A 23456-nucleotide genomic window follows, 5' to 3' on the forward strand; every position below is an offset into this window, starting at 1 on the left:
GTTCGGCCAGCGGCTGCCGCTCCGTCAGGGCGGCTAAGGCCACTTCTGCTTTGAACTCAGCAGTGAAGCGGCGACGGGTACGTTTTGGGTTCATGGCGTTGACTAAGATAGCCACCACAAACTGTCCAAACTTTGGGGAGTACTACAACTGGGGCGTGGCCTGCGCTTTTTTTTGCCAGTTTGACAATCGTCGGCCGGGCCACCCCGGTCAGGCGCACGAGGGCTCGTTGCGAGACGCGCTCGACCAGTAATTTCTCTACCTGCGCGTATTGGGCCGCTTTACGGGCGACAGCAGGCGCAAATACAGCTTGGTAGCGGCACGTTTTGCATTGGTATTTCGGCTGCTCGTTGCGGCTTCCGTTCTTACGCAAGTCGGCACTGCCGCACTTGCCACACGTTAACGTGGTCTGGAGCATCGAATCACACTCCATTATACCAACACCTTCTTGTTTAGCTAAAGCATATCAACGCCACGCCAGCTTTTTATGCATAGGATGCTCAACGAGCTTATATAGCAAGAATGCAAGCCCATTTAAAAACACAAATTTTACGACTATACTTTCAGTTAGGTATTTGTCCAGTAACAAGCTAAATATTCCTAGATGCACTAAGTAGAAGGCGTAAGAGCTTTTTCCTAAGGCATCCATAAGCCGAGACTCCAACATTTTTTGTATCAAAGTGCGCTCGAAGATAAGGCCGTAAAATAGCATGGCAATGCCTACTGGTAGCAAGGCATTATTTATCGCTATACTAAGCGGATTTATAAGTCCGTTATCAAAATCATTAGGTGAATCCAAGAACACCAACACTAAAATACTACCCGCTATCCACGTCACTCCGGCAAGTGTCCACTTGAAGCCATCGGCATGGTGATTTGCTAATAACTCTTTCTTTACCAGCAAACCAAGTGCTATACCAATTATAAATTCTGTGGAACGCCCAAAAAAGGTATAGTTGAACAAAAAAGTATCTGAGCCAAAAAACCCAAATAGATTAAGCGGAGCGAATATTTTTGTCAGTAATAGTCCAGCCATAATCAGGGCGGGAGCATAGAGCCATATCAGCTGTTTTCGGTATTTGATCCCTATTAATAAAAAAGGTGCAATCAAATAGAAGCTCTCTTCTACCGTCAGCGACCACCCTTGGCTTATTCCAGAGAACTTGAAGCTGGAAAAGAAACCTCTCAAAAAACTCAGATTAAGAAAAGTTAACATCCCTCGCTCCGGGTTGCTGAATGTCTGCCACTCCGGCATTAAGCCTAAATCAGGGCATGTAGCAGCGAAAAAGATAGTGACGGCGGAGAGCAAGAAATATAAAGGGTATATCCTTGCAAGTCGATTGCGCATATACCGACCCGCCCAGTTGCGCGTCAACTCAATACTATCAAAATAGCGCAAGCTAATTAGCAAGCCTGACAGCACAAAAAATATGGTGACACCAACGTGCCATTGTTCGCACACGCGCTCAAGGAAGAGGCCGATCGTACCCGTACTATTCTTGCAAGGATTGAAATGGTGAAAAAATACCATGTAAGCCGCAACAGCTCTAATCCCAGTTAATGCGCCAAGATATGCTTTCTTCACTTCATCTGTTTTAATTTGCTGTCTTTGTCCTAAGAAGCTGTTTACGAAGTCAAAGAGTGTCCCGAAAACTGACCCACGGATTTCGTTCCCGGGTCAGTATCGGTGGATAATTTCCGAAGAGGCACTATTCCTTGACCGGCTCAGAACAACTGTCTTCCCGTTAATGAGTGCCCACCGGCCTGAACCGGCTGTTGGCTCCCGGCCAGTTACTGCGCCCCCCCCCAGATGCGGAGGAAATCTTCGTGCTTACGAATGTAGTCCTGCTCATCGTAGGGCGTAGAAGCAAATACCAGTTGCACCGCCGTGTGCGAATATTGCATCGTGTGCCAGGCATTGGCCGGCACGAATAAGCCCACGTGGGGCGAGTCCAGGACGAAGTTCTGGATTTCCCCATCCGGCATCTCCGTGGTCACGATGATACGGCCGGCCACTGCAATCAGAATCTGCTCCGTTACGTGGTGGGCATGCCGCCCGCGCACGATGCTTTCGGGCGTGAAATACGTCCAGAAAGTACGGGCAACCGGAAACGGCAGCGTTTTTCCCGCTTCACCAACCGAGATGTACCCGATAGCCGGATCACCGAGTTTGGGAAAGGTTATTAGGTAAGGGGTTTTCATGGAGGGTGCCATATTGCGGATCAGAAACTACGGGGGGTATTGTCCACCTTACCGGCGGTTACTTCGGTGATGTGCTCCTTGAAATATTCCAGGGTCCGGCGCAGGCCTTCGGCGCGGTCTACCTTCGGAGCCCAGCCCAGGATTTCGCGGGCCTTGGTGATGTCGGGCTTGCGCTTCAGGGGGTCGTTCTGGGGCAGTTCCTGGAACGTAGGCTGGAACTCGACGCCCATCAGGTTGGCAATTTCTTCGCCGAACTCCTTGATGGTTATTTCGTCGGGGTTGCCAATGTTCACGGGCAGGGCGTAGTCGCTCAGCAGCAGGCGGTAGATGCCTTCCACCAAATCGTCCACGTAGCAGAAGGAGCGCGTCTGGGAGCCGTCGCCGAAGACGGTCAGGTTTTCGCCGCGCAGCGCCTGGCTCAGGAAAGCGGGCAGCACGCGGCCGTCGTTGAGGCGCATGCGCGGGCCGTAGGTATTGAAAATGCGCACGATGCGCGTTTCCAGGCCGTGGTGGTTGTGGTAGGCCATCGTGATGGCCTCCTGGAAGCGCTTGGCCTCGTCGTAGCAGCCACGGGGGCCGACGGGGTTCACGTTGCCAAAGTACTCCTCTACCTGCGGGTGCACCTCGGGGTCGCCGTAGACTTCGGAGGTGCTGGCAATCAGCATGCGCGCCCCTTTCACGCGGGCCAGGCCCAGCAGGTTGTGGGTGCCGAGCGAGCCGACTTTCAGGGTCTGAATCGGGATTTTGAGGTAGTCGATGGGTGAGGCGGGCGAGGCGAAGTGCAGGATGTAGTCCAGCTTGCCGGGCACGAACACGAATTTCGACACGTCGGCGTGGTGGAACTCGAAATCCTCCTTGCCGAACAGGTGCTCAATGTTGGCCAGGTCGCCGGTAATCAGGTTATCCATGGCAATGACATGGTAGCCTTCGGCCAGGAACCGGTCGCAGAGGTGGGAGCCCAGAAAACCGGCCCCGCCGGTAATGAGTACGCGCTTTTTTTCTTCGGAAGTAGTCATGGGTGGGTTTTTGTCATCCTGAGCGCAGCGAAGGACCTTATCACGTCCGCGCCGCTCGGCTATGGAATAATCCTGAAAAGCGCAACCGTAATAAGGTCCTTCGCTGCGCTCAGGCTGACAAATTTAGGGTTAGGCCGGCTCCTGATGGTCGGTTTTGACACCGATGCAGTGGTAGGCAAAGCCGGCCTTCTGCAATTCGGCCAGGTCGTAGATGTTGCGGCCGTCAAAGATAACTTTCTGCTTCATCAGCCGGCCGACCACTTCAAAGTTGGGCACCCGGAACTCGGGCCACTCCGTGACGATGAGCAGGGCGTCGGCGTCGAGCAGGGCGTCCATCTGGTCCTGGGCGTAGGTAATCCGGTCGCCCAGCGAGTGTTTGGCTTCCTCCACGGCCACCGGGTCGTAGGCCGTCACAACGCAGCCTTCGGCCAGCAGCTTCTCGATGATGACCAGCGAGGGAGCCTCGCGCATATCGTCGGTTTTGGGTTTGAACGACAAACCCCAGACGGCCATTTTTTTGCCTTTCAGGTCGCCGCCGAAATGCTTTTTCACTTTGTTGAACAGCACTTCCTTCTGGCCTTCGTTCACGCTTTCCACGGCCTGGAGCACCTGCATCTGGTAGCCGTTTTCCTGGGCCGTTTTGATGAGCGCCTTCACGTCTTTGGGGAAGCAGGAGCCGCCGTAGCCGATGCCGGGATAAATGAATTTGGTGCCGATGCGGGCATCGGAGCCAATGCCACGGCGCACCATGTTCACATCGGCCCCCATGATTTCGCAGAGGTTGGCCACGTCGTTCATGAACGAGATTTTGGTAGCCAGCATGGCGTTGGCCGCGTATTTCGTCATTTCGGCCGACGGAATATCCATGAAGATAATCGGGTGGCCGTTGAGCAGGAAGGGTTTGTAAAGGCGATTCATCACCTCCTCGGCCCGCTCGGAAGCCACGCCCACCACAATGCGGTCGGGCTTGAGGAAGTCGTCGATAGCGGCGCCTTCCTTGAGAAACTCGGGGTTGGAAGCCACGTCGAACTCAATGGTTTCGCCGCGCCTGGCCAGGGCATTCTCAATTTCCTGGCGCACCTTGGCCGCCGTGCCCACCGGCACCGTGCTCTTGGTCACGATGACGCCGTAGGTGGTCATGTTCTCCCCGATTTCGCGGGCCACGGCCAGCACGTATTTCAGGTCGGCGGAACCGTCTTCGCCGGGGGGGGTGCCCACGGCAATAAAGGCCACGTCGCAATCCTTGATGGCTTCGCTGAGTTTGGTGGAGAAGTTCAGGCGGCCGGCGGCCACGTTGCGCGACACCATTTCCTCCAGGCCCGGCTCGTAAATGGGCAGGATGCCTTTATGCAGGTTGTCGATTTTACGCTGGTCGATGTCGATGCAGATCACCTCGATGCCTACCTCAGCAAAACAGGTTCCCGTTACCAGGCCCACGTAGCCAGTGCCTACTACTGCGATTTTCATATGGTAAAGTTCAGTTGATTCAGATTGCCCGGTTGCGGCCCCAAAGGTACGCTACTGAAGCAGTCCGTATTTAAGAATGCAGTAGATGGCCCGAAATCCGTCGCGCCACCCGATTTTTTTCCCCTCGGCGTAGGTGCGCCCGTAGTAGCTGATGCCCACTTCATAAATGCGCACGTTGGGCACCCGGGCCATTTTGAGCGTTACTTCCGGCTCGAAGCCAAACCGTTTTTCTTCCAGGTGCAACCCCTGCACAATGTCGCGCCGGAACAGCTTGTAGCACGTTTCCATGTCGGTCAGGTTGAGGTTGGCGAAGGCGTTGCAGAGCATGGTCAGCCAGCGGTTGCCCACGCTGTGCCAGAAAAACAGGATGCGGTGGGGCTTGCCGCCGATAAAGCGCGAGCCGTACACCACGTCGGCCTGGCCGCGCAGCACGGGCCGCAGCAGCACGTTGTATTCCTCCGGGTCATACTCCAGGTCGGCGTCCTGAATGATGACGTAGTCGCCGGTAGCCGCCCGGATGCCCGTGTGCAACGCCGCGCCCTTGCCCTGGTTTTGCGCGTGCCGGTGGTAGCTGATGGGCAGGTCGGGGTGCTGGTCGATGTACTGGCGGATCACCTGCTGCGTCCCATCCTGGGAGCAGTCATCGACAATGATAATTTCCTTACCAAAGCCCCCGATCAGCTCCACGGCCCTCACCTGGTCCAGAATCAGCTCGATAGTGGCCGCCTCGTTGTAGGCCGGGATAATGATGGACAGCATTTTCATAAGCTGTTCGCCAGTAGCGGATAGCTAGCAGCCTTTACGGTTTGCTTCAAGACATAGCGCTAACAAAGCCGACAGCCAGCAGCTGATAGCCGGCAGTTCAACTTCAGACCATCCATTTTTTCCACCACCACTGAAACACGATGAGCGCCCAGATGCGGGCGTGCACGTCGCCGGGGCTGGTGCTGAACAGCTGTTTCTTGAGCCCCCGGATGGCTTCCACGTCGAAGATTCCCTGGGCCTCAATAAAGGCGTCCGACAGCAGGTCGTCCTCAATGAGGGGGCGCAGCTCGCCGCGGAACCACTTGAGCAGGGGCACCTCGAAGCCGTGCTTGGGGCGCTTGTAGAGCTCCTCGGGCAGCATGGGCCGAAACGCGTCCTGCACGATGCGCTTCTTCATTTTCGCGTCAATCTTGCTGCTCACGGGCAGCGAGAAGGCAAACTCAACCACGTGGGGGTCGAGGAAGGGCGGGCGCACTTCCAGCGAGTTGGCCATGCTCATCATATCCACCTTGGCGAGCATGTCGTAGGGCAGCACCAGTTTGGTATCGGTGAGCAGCACTTCGTTCAGGTCGCCGCCCGCGTGCAGGTCGGCCAGCAGGTCGCGGCGGCGGCGGTCGGCGAGCTTGTTACTGATTTTGCGGCGGGAGGCAGTGCTGAGCAGGTTGCGCGCGTCCTTTTCGGAGGCGAACGTGGCCCAGTCCCAGTAGCGGTCCTTGGGGCCGCTGAGCATGCCGCGGGAGAAGCGCTGAAACTGCCGCACCTTGTTGCCGAAGTAGGAGTTGCGCGACTTGGGCAGCACGTCCCAGAGCAGGTTCAGGCCCGTTACGGCTTCAGCCTTGAAGCCGCCCTGCCGCACCTGAAACTCCCCCATGTGCTTGTTGTAGCCCCCAAACAGCTCGTCGGCGCCGTCGCCGCTCAACGCCACGGTGGCCTTTTCGCGGGTGCGCTTGCTGAGGATGTACACGGCCAGGGCCGAGGAATCGGCAAACGGCTCGTCGAGGTAATTGAGGACGTCGAAGATGTGGTCGTAGAGGTCCTGGTTGCGGAGCGAGAAAACCGTGTGGTTGGTTTTGTAGCGCTCGGCCACCAGCTTGGCGTACTTCGTTTCGTCGAAGAAGGGCTCGTCGGCAAAGCCGATGCTGAACGTGTTCAGGTGCTGGGTGTGGCGGGTAGCCAGGGCCACCACCACGCTCGAATCGATGCCCCCGCTCAGGAAGGCGCCCACCGGCACGTCGGCCACGAGGCGGCGGGCGGTGGCGTCGTCGAGCAAACCGACCAGTTTGGCCTGCTGCTGCTCGTAGGTGAGCTTGTTTTTATCGGTCTTCTTGGCGTCGTAGGGAATCTTGTACCACTGCTTGCGCACTACCTTCTGGCCTTTCACATAGAGGTAATGGCCGGGCAGCACCTTTTTCACGCCCTTGAAGATGGTGGCCGGCCCGGGAATGTAGTTGAGCTGCAAATAGTGGCTCAACGAGGCGTAATCGAGCTTCCGCGGAATACCCAGGGCCAGCAACGATTTCATTTCGGAACCGAACAGCAGCTTGTCCTCGTCGCGGTACACGAGCAGGGGCTTCTCCCCCATCCGGTCGCGGGCCAGGAACAGCGAGTCCTCCTCCTTGTCGTAGATGGCGAAGTCGAAGAAGCCGTTGAGCTTTTTGAGGAAGGTGCGGCCCTCGGCCATGTACAGGTGCAGGACGACTTCGGTGTCGGTCTGGGAATGAAACGTGTGGCCCTTGGCCACCAGTTTCTGGCGCAACTCCTTGAAGTTGAAGATTTCCCCGTTAAAAACGATGGTATAGCGGCCCGACTCGTCGGTCATGGGCTGGTTGCCATCGGCCGAGAGGTCGAGAATGGCGAGGCGGCGGAAGCCCAGCCCGCACCGATCGAACACGAAATGGCCCTGCGAGTCAGGCCCGCGGCTTTCGATGGCGTCGGTTGAGGCACGTAGCGAAGCCAGCGAGTTGCGGCCCGCGTCGGTAAAAGCGAATACTCCGGAAATTCCACACATAAGGCGGGCAAAAGTACGAACTATCGGGACTTGAGTTGCTAAAAAACTACAATCCGTGCTGGCAACCAAACCCGGGTTCCGCTAGTACAAGCCTCACCACCCCTTCCCTCCCTCCCATCTTACCACCATACTTACTTCACTTACGATGAGCCTTCAGCAAGATTTCGAAGCCGCCGCTGCCCGCGTTGATAGCCTGCCCGGCGAGCTGGCCGCCGCCCACATGACCGACCTTTACGGCCTCTACAAGCAAGCCACCGAGGGCGACCACGACGCCAAAGGCGAACAAGTGGGCGACGACACGCCCGACAACCCCGACGGCCCCCAGGGACTTTCGCAGGGCCAGTGGGATGCCTGGAGCAAACTCAAAGGCACCAGCGAGGACGACGCCAAGCGCCAGTACATTGCCAAAGCCGATGAAGTAGCGGCCCAAACTTCCCCCGCTACCGCCGCAATGGCTGCTACGGGCTCCGCTTCGGAGCCAATGGGAGCTCCCGGCACGGCTCAGGCCAGCCCCGCCGCCCAGGCCCGGCACGATGCCGGCAAAAGCAGCCAGGGCGGCCTGAAGGGCGACCTGAACGACGGCACGCCCTACGGCGGCGAGGATGAACTCAAGAACAAGCAGTAAATCAGTGATTTTGCTGATTTACTGCTTGTTTTAATTAATTGGTTAAGTCAGCATAAAAAGAAGAGGGCCACTCCAAACAGGAGCGGCCCTCTTCTTTTGTGCCCGCCGAAAAAAATCAGCGAAATCACGATTAATCAGCGTCAATCCGTGATCCAGATTTTGCCGGGGTTCATGATGCCGTGGGGGTCGAAGACGCGCTTGATGCCGCGCATCAGGTTCAGGTTGGCTTCTTTCAGGGCAATGCCGATGTAGCCTTTCTGGACTAGGCCGATGCCGTGCTCCCCGCTGATGGTGCCGCCGAGTTTCACGCAGAGCTCGAAGATTTCGGTGATGGGCTGGCGCAGGCCCACGTTCCACATCTGGTCGTCGAGGTTACCGCGGATGATGTTGACGTGCAGGTTGCCGTCGCCGGCGTGGCCGTAGCAGACGGTTTTGAAGCCGTAGCGGGCCCCTATTTCCTTCACGCCTTTGAGCAGGGTAGGCAGCTCGGCCCGGGGCACCACGGTATCTTCCTCCTTATACACGGAGTTGTAGCGCACCGCATTGCCAATGTTGCGCCGGATGCGCCAGAGTTCGTCCTTCTGGGTGGCGTTGTCGGCCAGCAGAATGTCGCCCACGTCGTAGGTTTCCAGCACCCCGTACACCTGCTCGGCTTCCTTGTAGAGCTGGTCCAAGTCCTGCCCGTCGAGCTCAATAAGCAGGTGGGCCTTGATATCCTCGGGCAGGGTGAGCGGGATTTTCAGGTACTCCGACGACCAGGCAATGGCCTCGCGCTCCATGAATTCCATGCCGGAGGGAATGATGCCGGCCCGGAACACGGCCGATACGGCTTCGGCCGCTTGCTCCTCCTGCCGGAAGGGCACCAGCATCAGAATCGTGTGCTTGGGGTAGGGCAGCAAACGGAATACGACCTGGGTGATGATGCCCAGCGTGCCTTCGGAGCCCACCAGGAGCTGGGTGAGGTTGTAGCCGGTGGAGTTTTTGAGCGTGTTGGCCGCCGTCCAGATAATGTCGCCGGTGGGCAGCACCACTTGCAGGTTAAGCACGTAATCCTTGGTGGTGCCGTATTTCACGGCTTTGGGGCCGCCGCTGCTGTGGGCCAGGTTGCCGCCCAGAAAACAGCTGCCCTTGCTGGCCGGGTCGGGCGGGTAAAACAGGCCCACTGCCTGCACCGCGTGCTGAAACACCTCGTTGATGACGCCCGGCTCCACGGTAGCCTGGAGGTTGCGCTCATCAATCTGAATGATTTTGTTGAGCCGCTCCGTACTCAGCACGACGCCCTGGTAAATGGGCAGGGCTCCGCCACTCAGGCCGGTGCCCGCGCCCCGGGCCGTAACGGGCACGTGGTGCTGGTGGCAGAGGCGCACAATCTGGCTGATCTGTTCGGCGTTGGCGGGACGAACGACCACCTCGGGCGCGAAATGCAGGTCCTCGGTATGGTCGCGGCCGTAGCCGGCGTACACGTCGGCCTCGGAACGCTGGGCAGTCAGTACGTGTTCGGCCCCGACAATAGCCTCAAATTCGGTTACTACAGCAGGAGTCAGCAGTTGAAAATCCATGCAGAAGAAGAGTAAAACGACGACGACGCGTATCTTTGTCCCGATGCGGGAACACGTTACGAAGGTACGGCATTCGGGGCAGTGGCAACGGCCCCTCAACCAGGTTTTATGGCTGCTGCTGCTGGGCTGGCTCACGGCCTGCGGGGCCAGCAAAGTGAACTACCACAACGGCAAGTATCACTCGGCCCGGGATATGGCGCGCATCAAGGCCGACGCGCGCCGGCGCGGCACCAGCCGGCCTACCGTCAAATCGAAGGTAAAAACGTCGACGGCGGCGGGTAAAACCAAGATTATCGCCCGTCGGCCGACCGGCCGGCCAGTACCGGCCAGCGTGTCGGGCAAAGTGGCTTCCGTAATTGAAACGGCCCGCTCCTACCAGGGCACGCCTTATAAATATGGCGGCACCACCCGCCTGGGCATGGACTGCTCGGGACTACTCTACGAATCGTTCGCGGCCATCGAGGTGGAGATTCCGCGCTCCAGCAACGAGCAGGCCGTTTGGGGGGCACCCATCCGGGCCCAGGATTTGCAGCCCGGCGATTTGGTATTTTTCGGAGCTTCACCTGGCAGCAGCACGATTACGCACGTGGGCATGGTCACGGAAGCGTCGCCCGAGAGCGTCCAGTTCATCCACTCTTCCAGCTCATTAGGCGTTATCGAAAACGCTTTGGAATCGGATTATTACCTGAGCCGATTCATCCGGGCCGTGCGACCCAGATTGTGAATTTCCGCCTTACCTTTACGGCGGAAAACGCGCGAATCCGGCTCCTTAAATCTTAATACTCCGGTAACGCAGGCTGCGGACGGATTGAGTACTTTTGCGCCGCTTTTCACGCTTACAAAAAGCCCCTTTTTTCACCAATCCCCCCCTTTTTATGAAACGCAACCTTTACGCCTCCGTGGCTCTGGTGCCGTTGGCAGTCATGTCGGCGCACCTGGGTTGGGCCCAAGGTAGTACCACTTCCGCCATGAACGGTGTCATTACCGACAAGACGGGTGAAGGGCTGCCGGGTGCAACGGTTATTGCCGTGCACACGCCCACCAACACGCAATATGTTGCCCCCACCAACTCGGAGGGCCGTTTCAACATCCAGAACATGCGCGTAGGTGGTCCCTACACCGTGCGCATCACGTTCGTAGGCTACAAGGAGGCCGTACGGGAGAATATCTTCCTGACGCTGGGTCAGAATCAGCGCCTGGACATCAACCTGAGCGAAACGGAGCAGGTACTGGGTGAAGTAGTTGTTCGGGGCCGCCAGGACCCTACCCTGAACTCTGAGCGGAGCGGGGCCGCCACCAACGTGCAGCGGGAACAGATTGAGCGCCTGCCCACGATTTCGCGGAGCTTTCAGGACTTCACGCGCCTGACGCCCCAGGCCAACGGCAACTCGCTGTCGGGCCGGAACGGGCGTTTCAACAACATCCAGATTGATGGTGCCTCGAACAACGACCTGTTCGGTTTGGGCAGCACCGGTGCTCCCGGCGGGCAGGCAGGAACCAACCCGATTTCGCTGGACGCCATTCAGGAATTTCAGGTAGTACTCTCGCCCTACGACGTGCGCCAGGGCCGTTTCAGCGGCGGCGGCATCAACGCCGTTACGCGTTCCGGTACCAACGATTTCTCGGGTTCGGTTTTCGGCTTTGGCCGCAACCAGAACACGGCCGGCAAAAGCCCCACGCCCAACGCGGCCGGCGAGCGGACCAAGCTCGACAAGTTCAACGACTACCAGACGGGTTTCCGCCTGGGTGGTCCCATCATCAAGGACAAGCTGTTCTTCTTCGTCAACGGTGAAATTACCCGTCGTACGTCTCCGCTGTTGTTTCAGACGGGCAGCGCCGCCGATATTGCCTCGCCTAACGCCAACTCCAACCTGGTGCGTTTCGTTAGCACCGAGCAGTTGCAGCAGATTTCCAGCAAGCTGGCCGAATATGGCTACGATGCCGGTGATTTCGGTGAAATCAATGCCGAGCGCCGCAGCAACAAGGCCTTCGCCCGCCTGGACTGGAACATCAGCCAGAACCACCAGCTCACGCTGCGCCACAACTTCGTGGATGCCTCGGACGACAACATCACGCGTAACCTGACCAGCTTCCGGTTCGGCAACAACGGCTACCAGTTCCTGAGCAAGACCAACTCGACGGTGATGGAGCTCAAGAGCCGTTTTGGCAACCGCTACGCCAACAACCTGCTCATCGGCTACTCCACCATCCGCGACAGCCGCACGCCGAACGGCAACCTGTTCCCGTCCATCGAAATCAGCTCCAACAACGGTTCCATCTTCGCCGGTTCGGAGTTGAGCTCGGTTGCCAACCGTCTGGACCAGGACATCCTGGAAATCAACGACAACTTCAACATTTTCGCGGGTAAGCACGTGCTGACCTTCGGTACGAACAACGAAATTTTCCGTTTCGACAACCTGTTCGTACAAAGCACCCAGGGCCGCTACAACTTCCCGAGCGTTGAGGCCTTCCTGAACAATACGGTAGCCGGCTCCGGCTTCCGCTACCGCCAGAACTTTGCCCTGCCCGGCGGTAAGCCCACGGCGAAGTTCGGGGCTGCCCAGTTCGGCTTGTTTGCCCAGGATGAGTACAGCGTAACGGACAACTTCCGCGTGACCACCGGCCTGCGCGTCGATCTGCCCGTGTACTTCGACAAGCCCTCCTACAACCCGCGCGTAGATTCCACCTTTGCCGTAGCAACGGCTAACGGCGGCGCTTACGACGTGAAAACCGACCGCCTGCCCAAGTCGCGCCTGCAGTTCTCGCCCCGCATCGGCTTCAACTGGGACGTGCGTAAAAACCAGACCTTCCAGTTGCGCGGTGGCGTGGGCATCTTCACCGGCCGGCCGGCCTACGTGTGGATTTCCAACCAGTACGGCAACACGGGGGTTGACTTCGCGACCTACGACACCAACAACAGCACGGTTCGGCCGGCAGCGGGCCTGGGCCTGAGCAGCAGCTACGGCACCGTGCGCGACCAGATCAGCGGAACGCCGGCAACGGCGGCCAAGGGCAGCATTGCCGTTACGGATAACGACTTCCGCAACCCCCAGCTGGTTCGCACCAACTTCGCCGTGGATTACCGCCTGCCCCTGGGCATCGTAGCCACCGTGGAAGGCATCTACTCCAAGACGCTGAACGACGTACTGCCCCAGGACATCAACCTGTCGAACCCGGTGGGTACGTTGCAGGGCGATGGTCGCCCGGTGTATCCGACCGGTTCGGCCCGCTTCCGCAACAGCCGCGACTTCAACAACGTGATTCTGCTGACCAACACCAGCAAAGGCTACCAGTACAGCGTTACGGGTGAGCTGAAAAAGCAGCTGAACAACGGTCTGTTCGCCTCCACGGCCTACACCTACGGCCAGTCGCGCGACCTCTACTCGGGCTCCAGCTCGACGGCCGTTTCTACCTGGGAATTCAACCCCCACGTAGCCGGCCCCAACAACCTGCCCGTTTCCTACTCCAACTTCGATCTGCGTCACCGCGTCATCGGTTCGCTCTCGTACCGGAAGGAGTACGCCAACCACTTTGCCACCACCATCTCGGCGTTCTACAACGGCCAGTCGGGTTCGCCCTACTCGTATAGCTACTTCGGCGGCGACCTGAACGGCGACGGCGGCAACTTCACGAACAACTCGAACGACCTGATTTACATTCCCCGCAGCCAGAGCGAGATTGTACTGGTAACGGACGGCGTGAACGACCGTCGGACGATTGACCAGATCTGGGGCGACCTGAACACGTTCATCGAGAACGATAGCTACCTGAGCAAGCACCGCGGCGAGTACGCGGCCCGCAACGGTGCCCGCACTCCTTGGCAGCACCAGGTCGATGTTCGCCTGTTGCAGGACATTTATACCAAAATCGGCGCGAAAAACCACACCATTCAGCTGTCGGTTGACGTAATCAACTTCGGCAACATGCTCAACAAAGAATGGGGCCGCGACTACTCGGTAAGCAACGGCAACTACGGCCTGCTGCGCTACCAGGGCCTGGAGAACGGCACGACCGGTCGTCCTACGTTCAGCTACGGCAACGGCGTGAGCACGCCCGCCGCAACGGCCTACCAGATCAACCAGCTCAGCTCGCGCTGGCAGGCCCAGTTTGGCGTTCGTTACCTGTTTTAATCCATCAGTAGGTTCAGCTTAACGCCTTCTTCCATGAAATTCTCTTTTGCTTCGCTTGTCACCAAACTAACGCTGGCTACCTCGGTAGCCGGGGCCTTGGTTGGTTGTGACGAACCCACTTATCCCACCCCAAGCCCGGTTACGGTTTCTACCGTGGGCCAGGCGCAGGTACTCGTGGTAAATGCGTCCCCCGGCTCACAGGGGGTGACAACGACCCTCGAAAACCTGCCCTTCGGCACCGTTACACCGTATCTGGGTAGCCCGGTAGCTACGTATTCGCCGGTGAACGCGGGTTCGCGCCTGTTCGTATTCAACGACCCGGCCAACATCCCGGCCACCCCAGCGGCCGCCACGGCGGCGGGGGTAGCCCCTCTCACCGCCGCGCGCCCCATCACCGCGCGGCTGCCTTTCCAGGGCGGCACTAACTACACCGTGTTCCTGACTGACGCGCCTACCCGGGCTTATGTGTACCCCGTCACCGGTACTTCGGATCAGGGTGGCATCCGTACGCTGAGCTTGTTCGATAACCTGTCGGCCCCGGCGGTTGCCACCAATGCCCGGGTGCGGTTCGTTAACCTGGCGTCGACGGGCACTTACGGTATCTACAACTCCCTGACCCAGGCCCCGCTGTTCTCGGCCGTTCCGTTGCGGGCTTACCGCGCAGTTAATGCTACGGTTGGTACGACCACCACTACGTTCGCCAACTTTACGGAAGTACCGGCCGCTACTTACACCCTGGACGTGCGTAGCGTAGCCACTACCCCGATTGCCGGTACGCAGCGGGGTCTTACCTTTGCCGCCGGCAAAAGCTACACGCTTTACGTGCGCGGCATTGCTGGCAACGCCACTACGCCCCTAGGCATTTCGGTGGTGCAGCACAACTAACTAAGTTCCTTTTTAGGATGTAGAAAAGGCCGGAGATTTTCTCCGGCCTTTTCTTATGCTCTTTCGTTTCGTCCTCTTAGCTGCCAAAAATTTCCTTATTATCCCCACAACGGGGAAGGCACCTACCCTCCCTGGTGCTTTCCCCGGAGCTTTTGGAAACCACGCCGGAAAGCCGGGTTAGCAGCGACGGGCAGGGCCAGCCGAAGCGTAGCATATCGTCGGCTAAGCTTCAACAACTTAGCTCCTCAAAAGTGGGCTAATGCTACTGCCAGCCCACTTTTTTTTTGTACGGGGCTTGCGGATTCAAAAAGCCGCCGTACTTTTGCCAGACCAAACGCAACCGGCGGATGGGTTTCGAGTACCACAGGGGGGATTAGCTCAGCTGGCTAGAGCGCTTGCATGGCATGCAAGAGGTCATCGGTTCGACTCCGATATTCTCCACTCCTACTTTGCCTTCTGGGCAGATGGTGTACTACGCTTACGGGGGATTAGCTCAGCTGGCTAGAGCGCTTGCATGGCATGCAAGAGGTCATCGGTTCGACTCCGATATTCTCCACACCTCACAGATTAGCGCAAATTTTAACAAATTTTGCCGATTTTGTGAACAGCTAAAAAAGGCCACCTCGCATGAGGTGGCCTTTTTTTATTGCTTTTTCGGGAAGCTAACCGGCCCCCGCCTGTGCCCGGGGCAGGAGGAAGCCCTGCTCCAACCTACCCGGGCACAAAATCCGTGCAATCCGTTAAAATCCGCGCTAATCCGTGATCAGGCAAACAACCCTTCTACGGAAAGGTACCGCTCGCCGGTATCGTAGCAGAAGGTGAGGATGCGGCCACCCTGGGGAATTTCATCGAGCTTTTTGGCAACGGCGGCCAGCGAGGCCCCGGAAGAAATACCGACGAAGACGCCTTCCTCGCGGGCGGCGCGGCGGGCCATGTCCGAAGCTTCCTGCTGGCTGACCTGAATGGTGCCATCGAGGACGCTCGGGTGCAGGTTTTCGGGAATGAAGCCGGCCCCGATGCCCTGGATGGGGTGCGGACCGGGTACCCCACCGCTGATGACGGGTGAAAGCTCGGGCTCCACGGCAAACACTTTCAGGTTCGGGAATTGGGGCTTGAGCACCTCGGCCACGCCGGTGAGGTGGCCGCCCGTGCCCACGCCGGTAATGTAGTAGTCGAAGCCCTCGGGCGCGTCGCGCAGGATTTCCTGGGCCGTATGGTCTACGTGGGCCTGGATGTTGGCGGGGTTGTCGAACTGCCCGGGCATCCAGGCATTCGGGGTTTCGCGCACCAACTCCCGGGCCTTCTCGATGGCGCCCTTCATGCCCTTCTCGCGGGGCGTGAGTTCGAGGTTGGCTCCGTAAGCAGTCATCAGGCGGCGACGCTCAATGCTCATGCTCTCGGGCATTACGAGCGTAATCTTGTAGCCTTTCACGGCGGCCACCATGGCCAGCCCCACGCCGGTGTTGCCGGAAGTAGGCTCCACAATGAGGCTATCCGCGTTCAGCAGGCCGTCTTTTTCGGCTTGCTCAATCATGCTCAGGGCGATGCGGTCCTTGATGCTGCCGCCGGGGTTGGCGCGTTCCAGCTTCATCCACACCGCCACGTCGGGGCGGTGGGCGAACAGGCGGTTGAGTCGCAGCAGGGGGGTGTTGCCGATGGTGTCGAGAATGGTGGTGGCTTTCATTTTTGGAGGATTTAAACGTGAGGTACCCGGCTCCTTAAATGGAGAACATGATGTCCTGGGCAGGGTCCTGGGAACGGGTAACGTGAATCTGGGCCTTGTGGTAGACGCGCGAATGGGAGGGGACGCTTTCGGTGAGCCAAACGTTGCCGCCAATGATGCTGTGGCTGCCCACCGTGGTGCTGCCACCCAGAATGGTCGCCCCGGCGTAGATAACAACGTGGTCTTCGATGGTAGGGTGGCGCTTGATGCCTTGCAGGTGCTTGCCCACGCTGAGCGCCCCGAGCGTAACACCCTGAAAAATCTTCACGCCAGTGCCGATGACGCAGGTTTCGCCGATAACCAGGCCCGTACCGTGGTCGATGCAGAAGGAAGTGCCGATGCTGGCTCCGGGATGAATGTCGATGCCGGTGCGCTGGTGGGCGTACTCGCTGAGCAGTCGCGGCACCCGGGCCACCCCGCGCCGGTGCAGGCCGTGGGCGAAGCGGTGCAGGGCCGTGGCATAAAAGCCCGGATAAGTAGTTACCACTTCGGCCAGGCCCTGGACCGCTGGGTCGGCGGCCACGATGGCGGCGGCATCGAGCAGCAGCGTCTGGCGCAGGGCCGGCAGGGCCTTGATGGAAGCTGCCGCCAGCGCGACAGCTTCCGCTGATGAGGCCACGGCCCGGAGCAAGTCGGCGAGTTCGTCCTGGAGCAGGCGGAGCGTGGCCGACAAGGCGTCGGCGTCGCGCAGGGGACGGGCGGCCCGTTCAGGAAACAGCAGTTCCAATAGGTGGTCGGCAAGTTGGCAGAAGCCAGCGGCGGGCAGGGGCGCGGCCGTAGCCTGGTGGGCCAGGGCCAGCTCGGACAGAAAATCGGAATCGTAGACAGACATAAACGGAGCTACTCCGGCAGTTGGCCAGCTGGCAAACGGACCCGGATGAAAGATAACCACCCGACCGGGATGAAGGTTTCGGGGGCCGCCACCGGGCGCGGCGGGCAGCAACCCCGGCCGCGGGGGCTGCGTTAGCGGGAGAGTAACTTAGTTCTTTTCACTTTCATTTGATCCCCTGATATGGCTGATACCACCATCACCAAAGTAGATTCGCAGCATTCCCCCAAGGGTCCTGAGGGCGAAAAATACCTGGCTTCCGGCGTGCACGTAGCCATGCGTCTCTGGGAAAACGAACAGCCCGGCGAGCCCAAAGAAGCATCGGCCAGCGCCTACGAAACCGTAGGTTACGTACTCAAGGGCCGCGCCGAACTCCACCTCGAAGGCCAGATGGTGGTGCTGGAGCCCGGCAACTCCTGGGTAGTGCCCAAAGGTGCTTCGCACACCTACAAGATTCTGGAGGCGTTTTCGGCCGTAGAAGCCACCACCCCCCCCGCCCAGGCCCACGGCCGCGACGACAAATAGCTGTTAGCTGTTAGCTGTTAGCTGTTAGCTGTTAGCTGTTAGCTGTTAGCTGTTAGCTGTTAGCTGAAAAAACGAGACCCCGCCCTGGCAGTTGCCGGAGCGGGGTCTCGTTTTTCAGTTAACTCTGAAGTAGCTATTGGCCGTCTGGCCGTCTCAATTTCGAATGAACGCTATCAGCTAACAGCTCAGAATAGCAGTTCTACTTTGTCAATCCGGTCCCCGATTTCGAGGCGACTGACTACGTCCATGCCCTGTACGACCTGGGCGAAGATGGTGTAGCGGCCGTCGAGGTGGGGCGTGGGGGCGTGGGTGATGAACCACTGGCAGCTCTCGGTATCCTTGCCGGCGGAGGCCAGGCCCACGGCGCCCGCGCCGTAGTGCAGGTCGGCGAATTCGGAGCGCAGGTTGTAGTCGGAGCTGCCCCAGCCGTCGCCGCGGGGGCAGCCGCCCTGGGCCACGAAATTGGGCACTACGCGGTGGAAGTTCTTGCCATCGTAGAAGCCCTGCCGGGTAAGCTGCACGAAGCTGGCCACCGAGCCCGGCGCCTTGTTCACCAGCAGGTGCAGCACCACGTCGCCTTTGCTGGTGTGCACTACGGCCCGCTGCCCGGCCGGAATGGCCGTTACCACATCCCACGGAATGGGGTGAGTGGCCGCCGCCGCTACCGGCACCGGCGTAGGCTTGCGTTGCTGGAGGTAATCAATGGTTTGCTGCAACGACTGCCAGGCTTCCAGGTCGCGGGGCAGGGTGAGTTTCTGGCGGGCGGCCACCAGGAAATCGGTTTTGGCCAGCAGCCGGCGCAGGTCGAGCTTGGGGTCGCGGATGGCTTCGGCGGCAATTCCCATCAGGGCCACGTCGCCGCTGAGCACGCCCCGGCGCAGGGCCAGCGCGAAATCGGGCTGGCGGGCGGCCGGAAAACCGGGCCGGTGGCGCTGGGCCACCAGGGCTTCCAGACCGTAGGTGCCCACCACCACGGACTGGCCGGGGGCAAAGGTAGCTTCGCGCACGAAATCGAAGGCGGCCGGATCTTCGCCCAGCGCTTTCAGCAAATACCCCTTCTCATACGCGTTGGCCGAAGCCGCGTAGCGCTCCTGCACTGCCCCCCGAATGGCCTCCTGGCCGGCCCCGGTCTGGCGCAGAGCAGCGGCCAGCAGCGTAGCCCGCACCCGCCACGGGGCCAGGCGGTTGGCCTTTTCCAGCAGTACCGGCCCCGGCTCGTCGGCGGCGTGGGCCAGGAAAAACTCGGCCGCCGTGAGGGCTACCTGGTCATTGTCGTCGGTGAGGGCCGCCCAGGCGGCTTCTTTCACCGGCGCGTACATGGCGGCCGTCATGGCCCGGAGGGCGCTGATGCGCACCCGGTAATCCGGGTCGCGGCGGACCAGGGCGGCCAGCGTAGCGGGCACGCTGGCCTCGGTGGCGGCCTTGCCCAGCGCCTGGGCGGCGGCACTGCGCACGGCGTAGTGAGCATCCTGGCGGGCAGCGGCGGTGAGGGCGGCAACGTAGGGGGCCAGGTTCAGCCCCCGGGTCCGGGCCAGGGCATTGGCGGCGGCCTGCCGGGCGCTGGCCGGCTGAGCAGCGGCCAGCAGCTGCACCAAGCGGGCCACGGCGGCCTCCGAGGTCAGGCCCCGCAACCCGGCCCGGTAGAGGCCCCAGGCCTGCCCGCTCAGCGCGGCGGTGTCGGTGGCCAGGGCGGGCGGCAACCGGGTGAGGGCCGCCAGCCCGGCGCGGGAGGTGCAGTGGCCCAGCGCTTCGAGCACGTAGCGGCGGGCCGTGGCGTCCGACTCCTCCGCCAGGTGCTGGCGCAGGCCGGTTTCGGCGGTGGAGTCGGACGTCTGGCCCAGGGCGTAGGCCGTGAGCTGCCGCACCCGGGCCGCGGGCTCCTCCTGCAACAGCAGCAGCAGGCGCGGGATGGCGGCTTTGTCCTGCACCGAGGCCAGGGCTTCGGCGGCGGCCTCGCGGTAGCCTGCTTCCGGCCGGGCCAGATACGGCAGCAGCGCGGCCGTCCGGCGCTCGTCCTGCAACGTGGCAATGCGGCGCAGCGTGCTGTCGAGGGCGAATTGATTGGTGGGCGCGGGAGTCGGGGCGGCGGCCGAAGCCCCCGGACGCGGGGTGCAGGCCGGGAGCAGCGCACCGCCGGTCAGGGCAGTCAGGGCGGCGGCCCGCAGAAGGGCGGAGTAGGTCATGGTCGGCCGAAGGTAGCGGCTCTGGCTCCGAAGGCAACGCCTGACGAGCAAAAAGCATCTGTTCGGCCTGAGGTGCCACGCAATGCCCGGCAGGCAGGCCCGGCGGCGTCGGACTCATTTATCCTCGCATCTTTACGACCTGCTACTTCCCTGCTATGCTTTTATACCGTACCCCTTTCCTACTCCTGACGGCCGCGCTGCTGCTGGCCCTGGCCCCGGCGCAGGCCCAGAAAGTTCCTCCTCCGCTCCTGCCCGCCCCGCCGCCGCCGCAGAAAGTACTGACGGTGCAGCTCACGCTACCCACCCTAGTGGGCCGGCTGGGCGAAATGACCGGCATTCTGGCACGCCGCGACAAAAAGAAGGGCACATCCACCGATAATCCGGTGCTGTTTCTGGCCGTTCCCCTGCCCCGCCTGTTCAGTGGCGGCAGCTCGCCGAAAGATGCCGGGAAATAGATATACTTGATTTCGCAACGCGGCCCGCTTCCAGCCACCAAACCCCGCCCCTTTTCCCCTCTGCCCCGTCCCGCTATGAACTTGAATGCGTCTGTTTTTATCAGCATCCTGGTGGCCATTTTCGTGGTGCGGACGTTGCGCCAGTTTCTGGATCTGCCCGGCCGCATACCCCGCCTGAACCAAGTGTTGGGCTACATCTGGGTGCCGGGGGTGGCCCTGTACGGGTTTTCTCAGCTTATCGGCTGGAAAACCGACCAGCTCGACGAGCTGTACATGCTGTTCCTGCTGGCCGTGGTGGCCCTGGTGCTGGTGCGGGTGCAAACCTACCGACCCGCCCGCACGCTGCTGCTGGCCATTGCTCCCTACCTGCTCTACTCTCTCATCGAGCTGATTTCGACGCTCATCAGCAACCGCTTGCTGGAGCAGTACGACAACGTTTTCGGTAACTCCCAGGGCTTTGCCATCATCTGGCTGGTTACCTTCGGATTTATTGCCCGCAACCAGAAGAAACACCTGGAAAAGGAGCGGCTGGAGCGCGAGGCCGAAGAGGAAGCCAAACGCAAAATCGAGGTGCAGAATGCCGCCCTCGAGCTGATGGTGGCCGAGCGCACGGCCTCGCTCACCCAGCAAACGGAGGAGCTGCGCGAAGCCCTGAAGGAACTTAAAGTAACCCAGGACCAGCTGATTCAGGCCGAGAAAATGGCTAGTCTGGGCGAGCTCACGGCCGGCATCGCCCACGAAATTCAGAACCCGCTCAACTTCGTAACCAACTTTTCCGACGTGAGCACCGAGCTGCTTACGGAGCTGGAAGAGGAGCAGCAGCGCCCCGACCGCGACCTGGCCCTGGAAGCCGAGCTGCTGCATGATCTGCGCCAGAACCTGACCAAGATTACCCACCACGGGCAGCGGGCGGCCAGCATCGTGCGCGGAATGCTGGAGCACTCCCGGGCCAGTACCGGCGAGCGGCAGCCCACCAACCTCAACCAGCTCGCCGACGAGTACCTGCGCCTGGCCTACCACGGCCTGCGCGCCCGCGACAAGTCCTTCAACGCCACCCTGCTCACCGACTTTGCCCCTGACTTACCCCTTCTGGAGGCCGTGAGTCAGGACCTGGGCCGGGTGCTGCTCAACCTGCTGACCAACGCCTTTTATGCCGTGCAGAAGCGCCGCGAAGCCCAGCCCGACGGCTACGTGCCCACCGTGAGCGTGCGCACCCGCCCGCTGCCCGGCGGGGGCGTGGAAGTGCGCGTGCGCGACAACGGCACGGGCATTCCCGAGGCCGTGCGCCAGAAAATTTTCCAGCCTTTTTTCACCACCAAGCCCACCGGCGAGGGCACCGGCCTGGGCCTGTCGCTGAGCTACGACATCATCACCAAGGGCCACAACGGCACGCTCAACGTCGAAACTGAGGAAGGCCGGGGCACCGAATTTATCATGGAGCTGCCGGGGTGAGTTGCCAGTTGCCAGAGGAACGTCATTCCGAGCGCAGCCGAGGAATCTCGCGGGCAATACCCTTACGCTTGATCAGGCGGCTGGCGCAACGTCAGCACGCGAGATTCCTCGGCTCCGGCTCCACCTTCGCTCGGAATGACGTCGTGCTGACCACTCCAACCGCCAACCCGATACCTTTACTCGCATGAAAATACTGGTAGTGGATGATGAGGCCGACGTGCGGGCTCTGTTTGAGCAGCGGTTCCGGCGCGAAATCAGGAGCGGGGTGTTCTCGTTTTCCTTCGCTTATTCGGGCGAGGAGGCGCTGGAGTACCTGCACCGGCACGCTTCGGAAGTAGTCCTGATTCTGTCCGACATCAACATGCCCGGCATGAGTGGGCTGGAGCTGCTGCGCCACATCCGCCAGGAGTACGATGCCCCGCCGCCCCCCGCCCCGCCCCAGGTGATGATGCTGACTGCCTACGGCGACGAGGCCAGCCGCCAGCAGGCGCTGGCCCTCGGGGCCAACGATTTTTTAACCAAACCCGTCGATTTCTCGGCCCTGAAAGAGAAGTTGCTCTACCTCACCGACCATGACAACTAAAATTCTGGTAGTAGACGATGAGGCCGACCTGGAACTGCTTATCAAGCAGAAATTCCGCCGCAAGATCCGGGAAAATGTGTACGAGTTCGTGTTTGCCCACGATGGCCAGCAGGCCCTCGACACCCTGCAAGAGCGCCCCGACCTCGACATTATCCTCTCCGACATCAATATGCCCGTCATGGATGGGCTGGAGCTGCTCAGCCGGCTCCAGGAAACCAACCCGGTACTCAAAACCGTGATGGTGTCGGCCTACGGCGACATGCACAACATCCGGACGGCCATGAACCGGGGGGCCTTCGATTTCGTGACCAAGCCCGTGGATTTCCAGGACCTGGAGCTGACCATGGACAAAACGGCCCGCCACGTGCAGCAGTTGCGCCAGACGCTGCGGGCCATCCAGGAAAACAACATCCTGCGCATGTACGTGGACGAAACGGTGCTCAACTTCGTGGGCCGGCCCGAGTTCAAGAACACGCTCATGGCCAGCGAAACGGTGCAGGCCACGGTGGTTTTCATCGATATCTGCGGCTTCACTTCCCTGTCGGAAGTGCTGCCGCCCACCGATATCGTGACCATGCTCAACCGCTACTTCGACCAGATGGTGAAGGAAATCATTGCCCAGGGCGGCTACATCGACAAGTTCATGGGCGATGCCGTGATGGCCGTGTTCCGCGACGAGTACCACCTCGACCGGGCCGTGGACGCGGCCCTGGCCGCGCGCACCGCCGTGCAGGCCAACCACGACAGGCTCCCCGACGGCCGCCCCTACCAGCCCCAGGTCAGCATCGGCATCAACACCGGCGAAATGGTATCGGGCAACATCGGCTCGGCCTCGCTCAAGCGCCTCGACTACACCGTTATCGGCGACAACGTGAACGTGAGCCAGCGCCTCCAGGCCGTGGCCCAGCCCGGCCAGATTATCGTCACGGAAGCCATCTACGAGCGCCTCAAGGAGTCGTTCCAGTGCCGCCCGCTCCAGGAAGTCGTGCTCAAAAACAAGTCGGAACCCGTGATGATTTACGAGGTGGTCGCGTAGGGAAGTTTGGGAGTT

Annotated in this window: 20 protein-coding genes and 2 tRNA genes; 11 read left to right on the top strand and 11 right to left on the bottom strand. The window is 60.3% G+C overall.

Features of this window, described 5'->3' with window-relative positions:
• Positions 1-56: 56 nt before the first annotated feature.
• The 7 genes from D0T11_RS23610 to asnB all read right to left on the bottom strand — a co-directional run bounded on the left by D0T11_RS23610 (position 57) and on the right by asnB (position 7456).
• Positions 57-431 carry a transposase gene (locus D0T11_RS23610; RefSeq protein WP_449547818.1) on the bottom strand — a complete coding sequence of 125 codons (375 nt, stop codon included), beginning with the start codon at positions 429-431 and terminating at the stop codon, positions 57-59.
• A gap of 33 nt (positions 432-464) precedes the next feature.
• Positions 465-1583, bottom strand: coding sequence for an acyltransferase family protein (locus D0T11_RS16010; RefSeq protein WP_147374690.1), 1119 nt, complete (start codon positions 1581-1583; stop codon positions 465-467).
• A gap of 206 nt (positions 1584-1789) precedes the next feature.
• Positions 1790-2200: a sugar 3,4-ketoisomerase gene (locus tag D0T11_RS16015; protein WP_119656814.1), complete on the bottom strand. Its 411-nt coding sequence runs from the start codon at positions 2198-2200 to the stop codon at positions 1790-1792.
• Positions 2201-2220: 20 nt separating this feature from the next.
• The gene (locus D0T11_RS16020) at positions 2221-3216 is read right to left on the bottom strand and encodes a UDP-glucuronic acid decarboxylase family protein (RefSeq protein WP_119656815.1); all 996 of its coding nucleotides are present in this window, start codon (positions 3214-3216) and stop codon (positions 2221-2223) included.
• Between the two features lie 129 nt (positions 3217-3345).
• Positions 3346-4683 (bottom strand): UDP-glucose dehydrogenase family protein, encoded by a 1338-nt coding sequence (locus D0T11_RS16025; RefSeq protein WP_119656816.1) that lies wholly within the window; start codon positions 4681-4683, stop codon positions 3346-3348.
• Between the two features lie 51 nt (positions 4684-4734).
• A complete protein-coding gene (locus D0T11_RS16030) occupies positions 4735-5448 on the bottom strand; it encodes a glycosyltransferase family 2 protein (RefSeq protein WP_119656817.1) in 714 nt (237 codons plus the stop codon).
• 103 nt (positions 5449-5551) lie between these two features.
• Positions 5552-7456 (bottom strand): asparagine synthase (glutamine-hydrolyzing), encoded by a 1905-nt coding sequence (gene asnB, locus D0T11_RS16035; protein WP_119656818.1) that lies wholly within the window; start codon positions 7454-7456, stop codon positions 5552-5554.
• 145 nt (positions 7457-7601) lie between these two features.
• On the opposite strand from asnB, the gene D0T11_RS16040 reads away from it, so the two are divergent.
• Positions 7602-8081, top strand: a complete 480-nt coding sequence (locus D0T11_RS16040; protein WP_119656819.1) for an acyl-CoA-binding protein — start codon at positions 7602-7604, stop codon at positions 8079-8081.
• A 140-nt stretch (positions 8082-8221) separates the two neighbouring features.
• Here the strand turns inward: D0T11_RS16040 and D0T11_RS16045 are convergent, their stop codons facing one another.
• Positions 8222-9640: an FAD-binding oxidoreductase gene (locus D0T11_RS16045; RefSeq protein WP_119656820.1), complete on the bottom strand. Its 1419-nt coding sequence runs from the start codon at positions 9638-9640 to the stop codon at positions 8222-8224.
• On the opposite strand from D0T11_RS16045, the gene D0T11_RS16050 reads away from it, so the two are divergent.
• The 5 genes from D0T11_RS16050 to D0T11_RS16070 all read left to right on the top strand — a co-directional run bounded on the left by D0T11_RS16050 (position 9639) and on the right by D0T11_RS16070 (position 15211).
• Positions 9639-10364, top strand: a complete 726-nt coding sequence (locus D0T11_RS16050) for a C40 family peptidase (protein ID WP_245990933.1) — start codon at positions 9639-9641, stop codon at positions 10362-10364. The two genes, D0T11_RS16045 and D0T11_RS16050, sit on opposite strands and share 2 nt — an antisense overlap.
• A 151-nt stretch (positions 10365-10515) precedes the next feature.
• A complete protein-coding gene (locus tag D0T11_RS16055) occupies positions 10516-13770 on the top strand; it encodes a TonB-dependent receptor (RefSeq protein WP_119656821.1) in 3255 nt (1084 codons plus the stop codon).
• A 33-nt stretch (positions 13771-13803) separates the two neighbouring features.
• A complete protein-coding gene (locus tag D0T11_RS16060; RefSeq protein WP_119656822.1) occupies positions 13804-14655 on the top strand; it encodes a DUF4397 domain-containing protein in 852 nt (283 codons plus the stop codon).
• A gap of 367 nt (positions 14656-15022) precedes the next feature.
• Positions 15023-15096: transfer RNA gene (locus tag D0T11_RS16065), tRNA-Ala, on the top strand.
• A gap of 41 nt (positions 15097-15137) precedes the next feature.
• Positions 15138-15211: transfer RNA gene (locus D0T11_RS16070), tRNA-Ala, on the top strand.
• A gap of 207 nt (positions 15212-15418) precedes the next feature.
• Here D0T11_RS16070 and cysK read toward each other — a convergent pair.
• On the bottom strand, positions 15419-16339 hold the full coding sequence (gene cysK, locus D0T11_RS16075; RefSeq protein ID WP_119656823.1) for a cysteine synthase A: 921 nt from the start codon (positions 16337-16339) through the stop codon (positions 15419-15421).
• A 34-nt stretch (positions 16340-16373) separates the two neighbouring features.
• A complete protein-coding gene (locus D0T11_RS16080; protein WP_119656824.1) occupies positions 16374-17210 on the bottom strand; it encodes a serine O-acetyltransferase in 837 nt (278 codons plus the stop codon).
• Between the two features lie 180 nt (positions 17211-17390).
• Between D0T11_RS16080 and D0T11_RS16085 the strand changes: the two genes are divergently transcribed.
• The gene (locus D0T11_RS16085; protein WP_119656825.1) at positions 17391-17732 is read left to right on the top strand and encodes a cupin domain-containing protein; all 342 of its coding nucleotides are present in this window, start codon (positions 17391-17393) and stop codon (positions 17730-17732) included.
• 185 nt (positions 17733-17917) lie between these two features.
• Here the strand turns inward: D0T11_RS16085 and D0T11_RS16090 are convergent, their stop codons facing one another.
• Complete coding sequence (locus tag D0T11_RS16090; protein WP_119656826.1) at positions 17918-19915, bottom strand: peptidylprolyl isomerase; 1998 nt, start codon at positions 19913-19915, stop codon at positions 17918-17920.
• Positions 19916-20070: 155 nt separating this feature from the next.
• Between D0T11_RS16090 and D0T11_RS16095 the strand changes: the two genes are divergently transcribed.
• From D0T11_RS16095 to D0T11_RS16110, 4 genes are all read left to right on the top strand, one after another.
• Positions 20071-20370: a hypothetical protein gene (locus D0T11_RS16095; RefSeq protein WP_119656827.1), complete on the top strand. Its 300-nt coding sequence runs from the start codon at positions 20071-20073 to the stop codon at positions 20368-20370.
• A gap of 75 nt (positions 20371-20445) precedes the next feature.
• Positions 20446-21822: a sensor histidine kinase gene (locus tag D0T11_RS16100; protein ID WP_119656828.1), complete on the top strand. Its 1377-nt coding sequence runs from the start codon at positions 20446-20448 to the stop codon at positions 21820-21822.
• A gap of 184 nt (positions 21823-22006) precedes the next feature.
• Entirely contained in the window at positions 22007-22405 is a 399-nt protein-coding gene (locus tag D0T11_RS16105) for a response regulator (RefSeq protein WP_119656829.1), read from the top strand.
• Positions 22395-23441 carry an adenylate/guanylate cyclase domain-containing protein gene (locus D0T11_RS16110; protein WP_119656830.1) on the top strand — a complete coding sequence of 349 codons (1047 nt, stop codon included), beginning with the start codon at positions 22395-22397 and terminating at the stop codon, positions 23439-23441. The genes D0T11_RS16105 and D0T11_RS16110 overlap by 11 nt, the downstream gene beginning before the upstream one ends.
• The last annotated feature ends 15 nt before the right edge of the window (positions 23442-23456 follow it).

This window comes from Hymenobacter rubripertinctus (genome assembly GCF_003583925.1).
In the GTDB taxonomy this organism is placed as follows: Bacteria; Bacteroidota; Bacteroidia; order Cytophagales; family Hymenobacteraceae; genus Hymenobacter; species Hymenobacter rubripertinctus.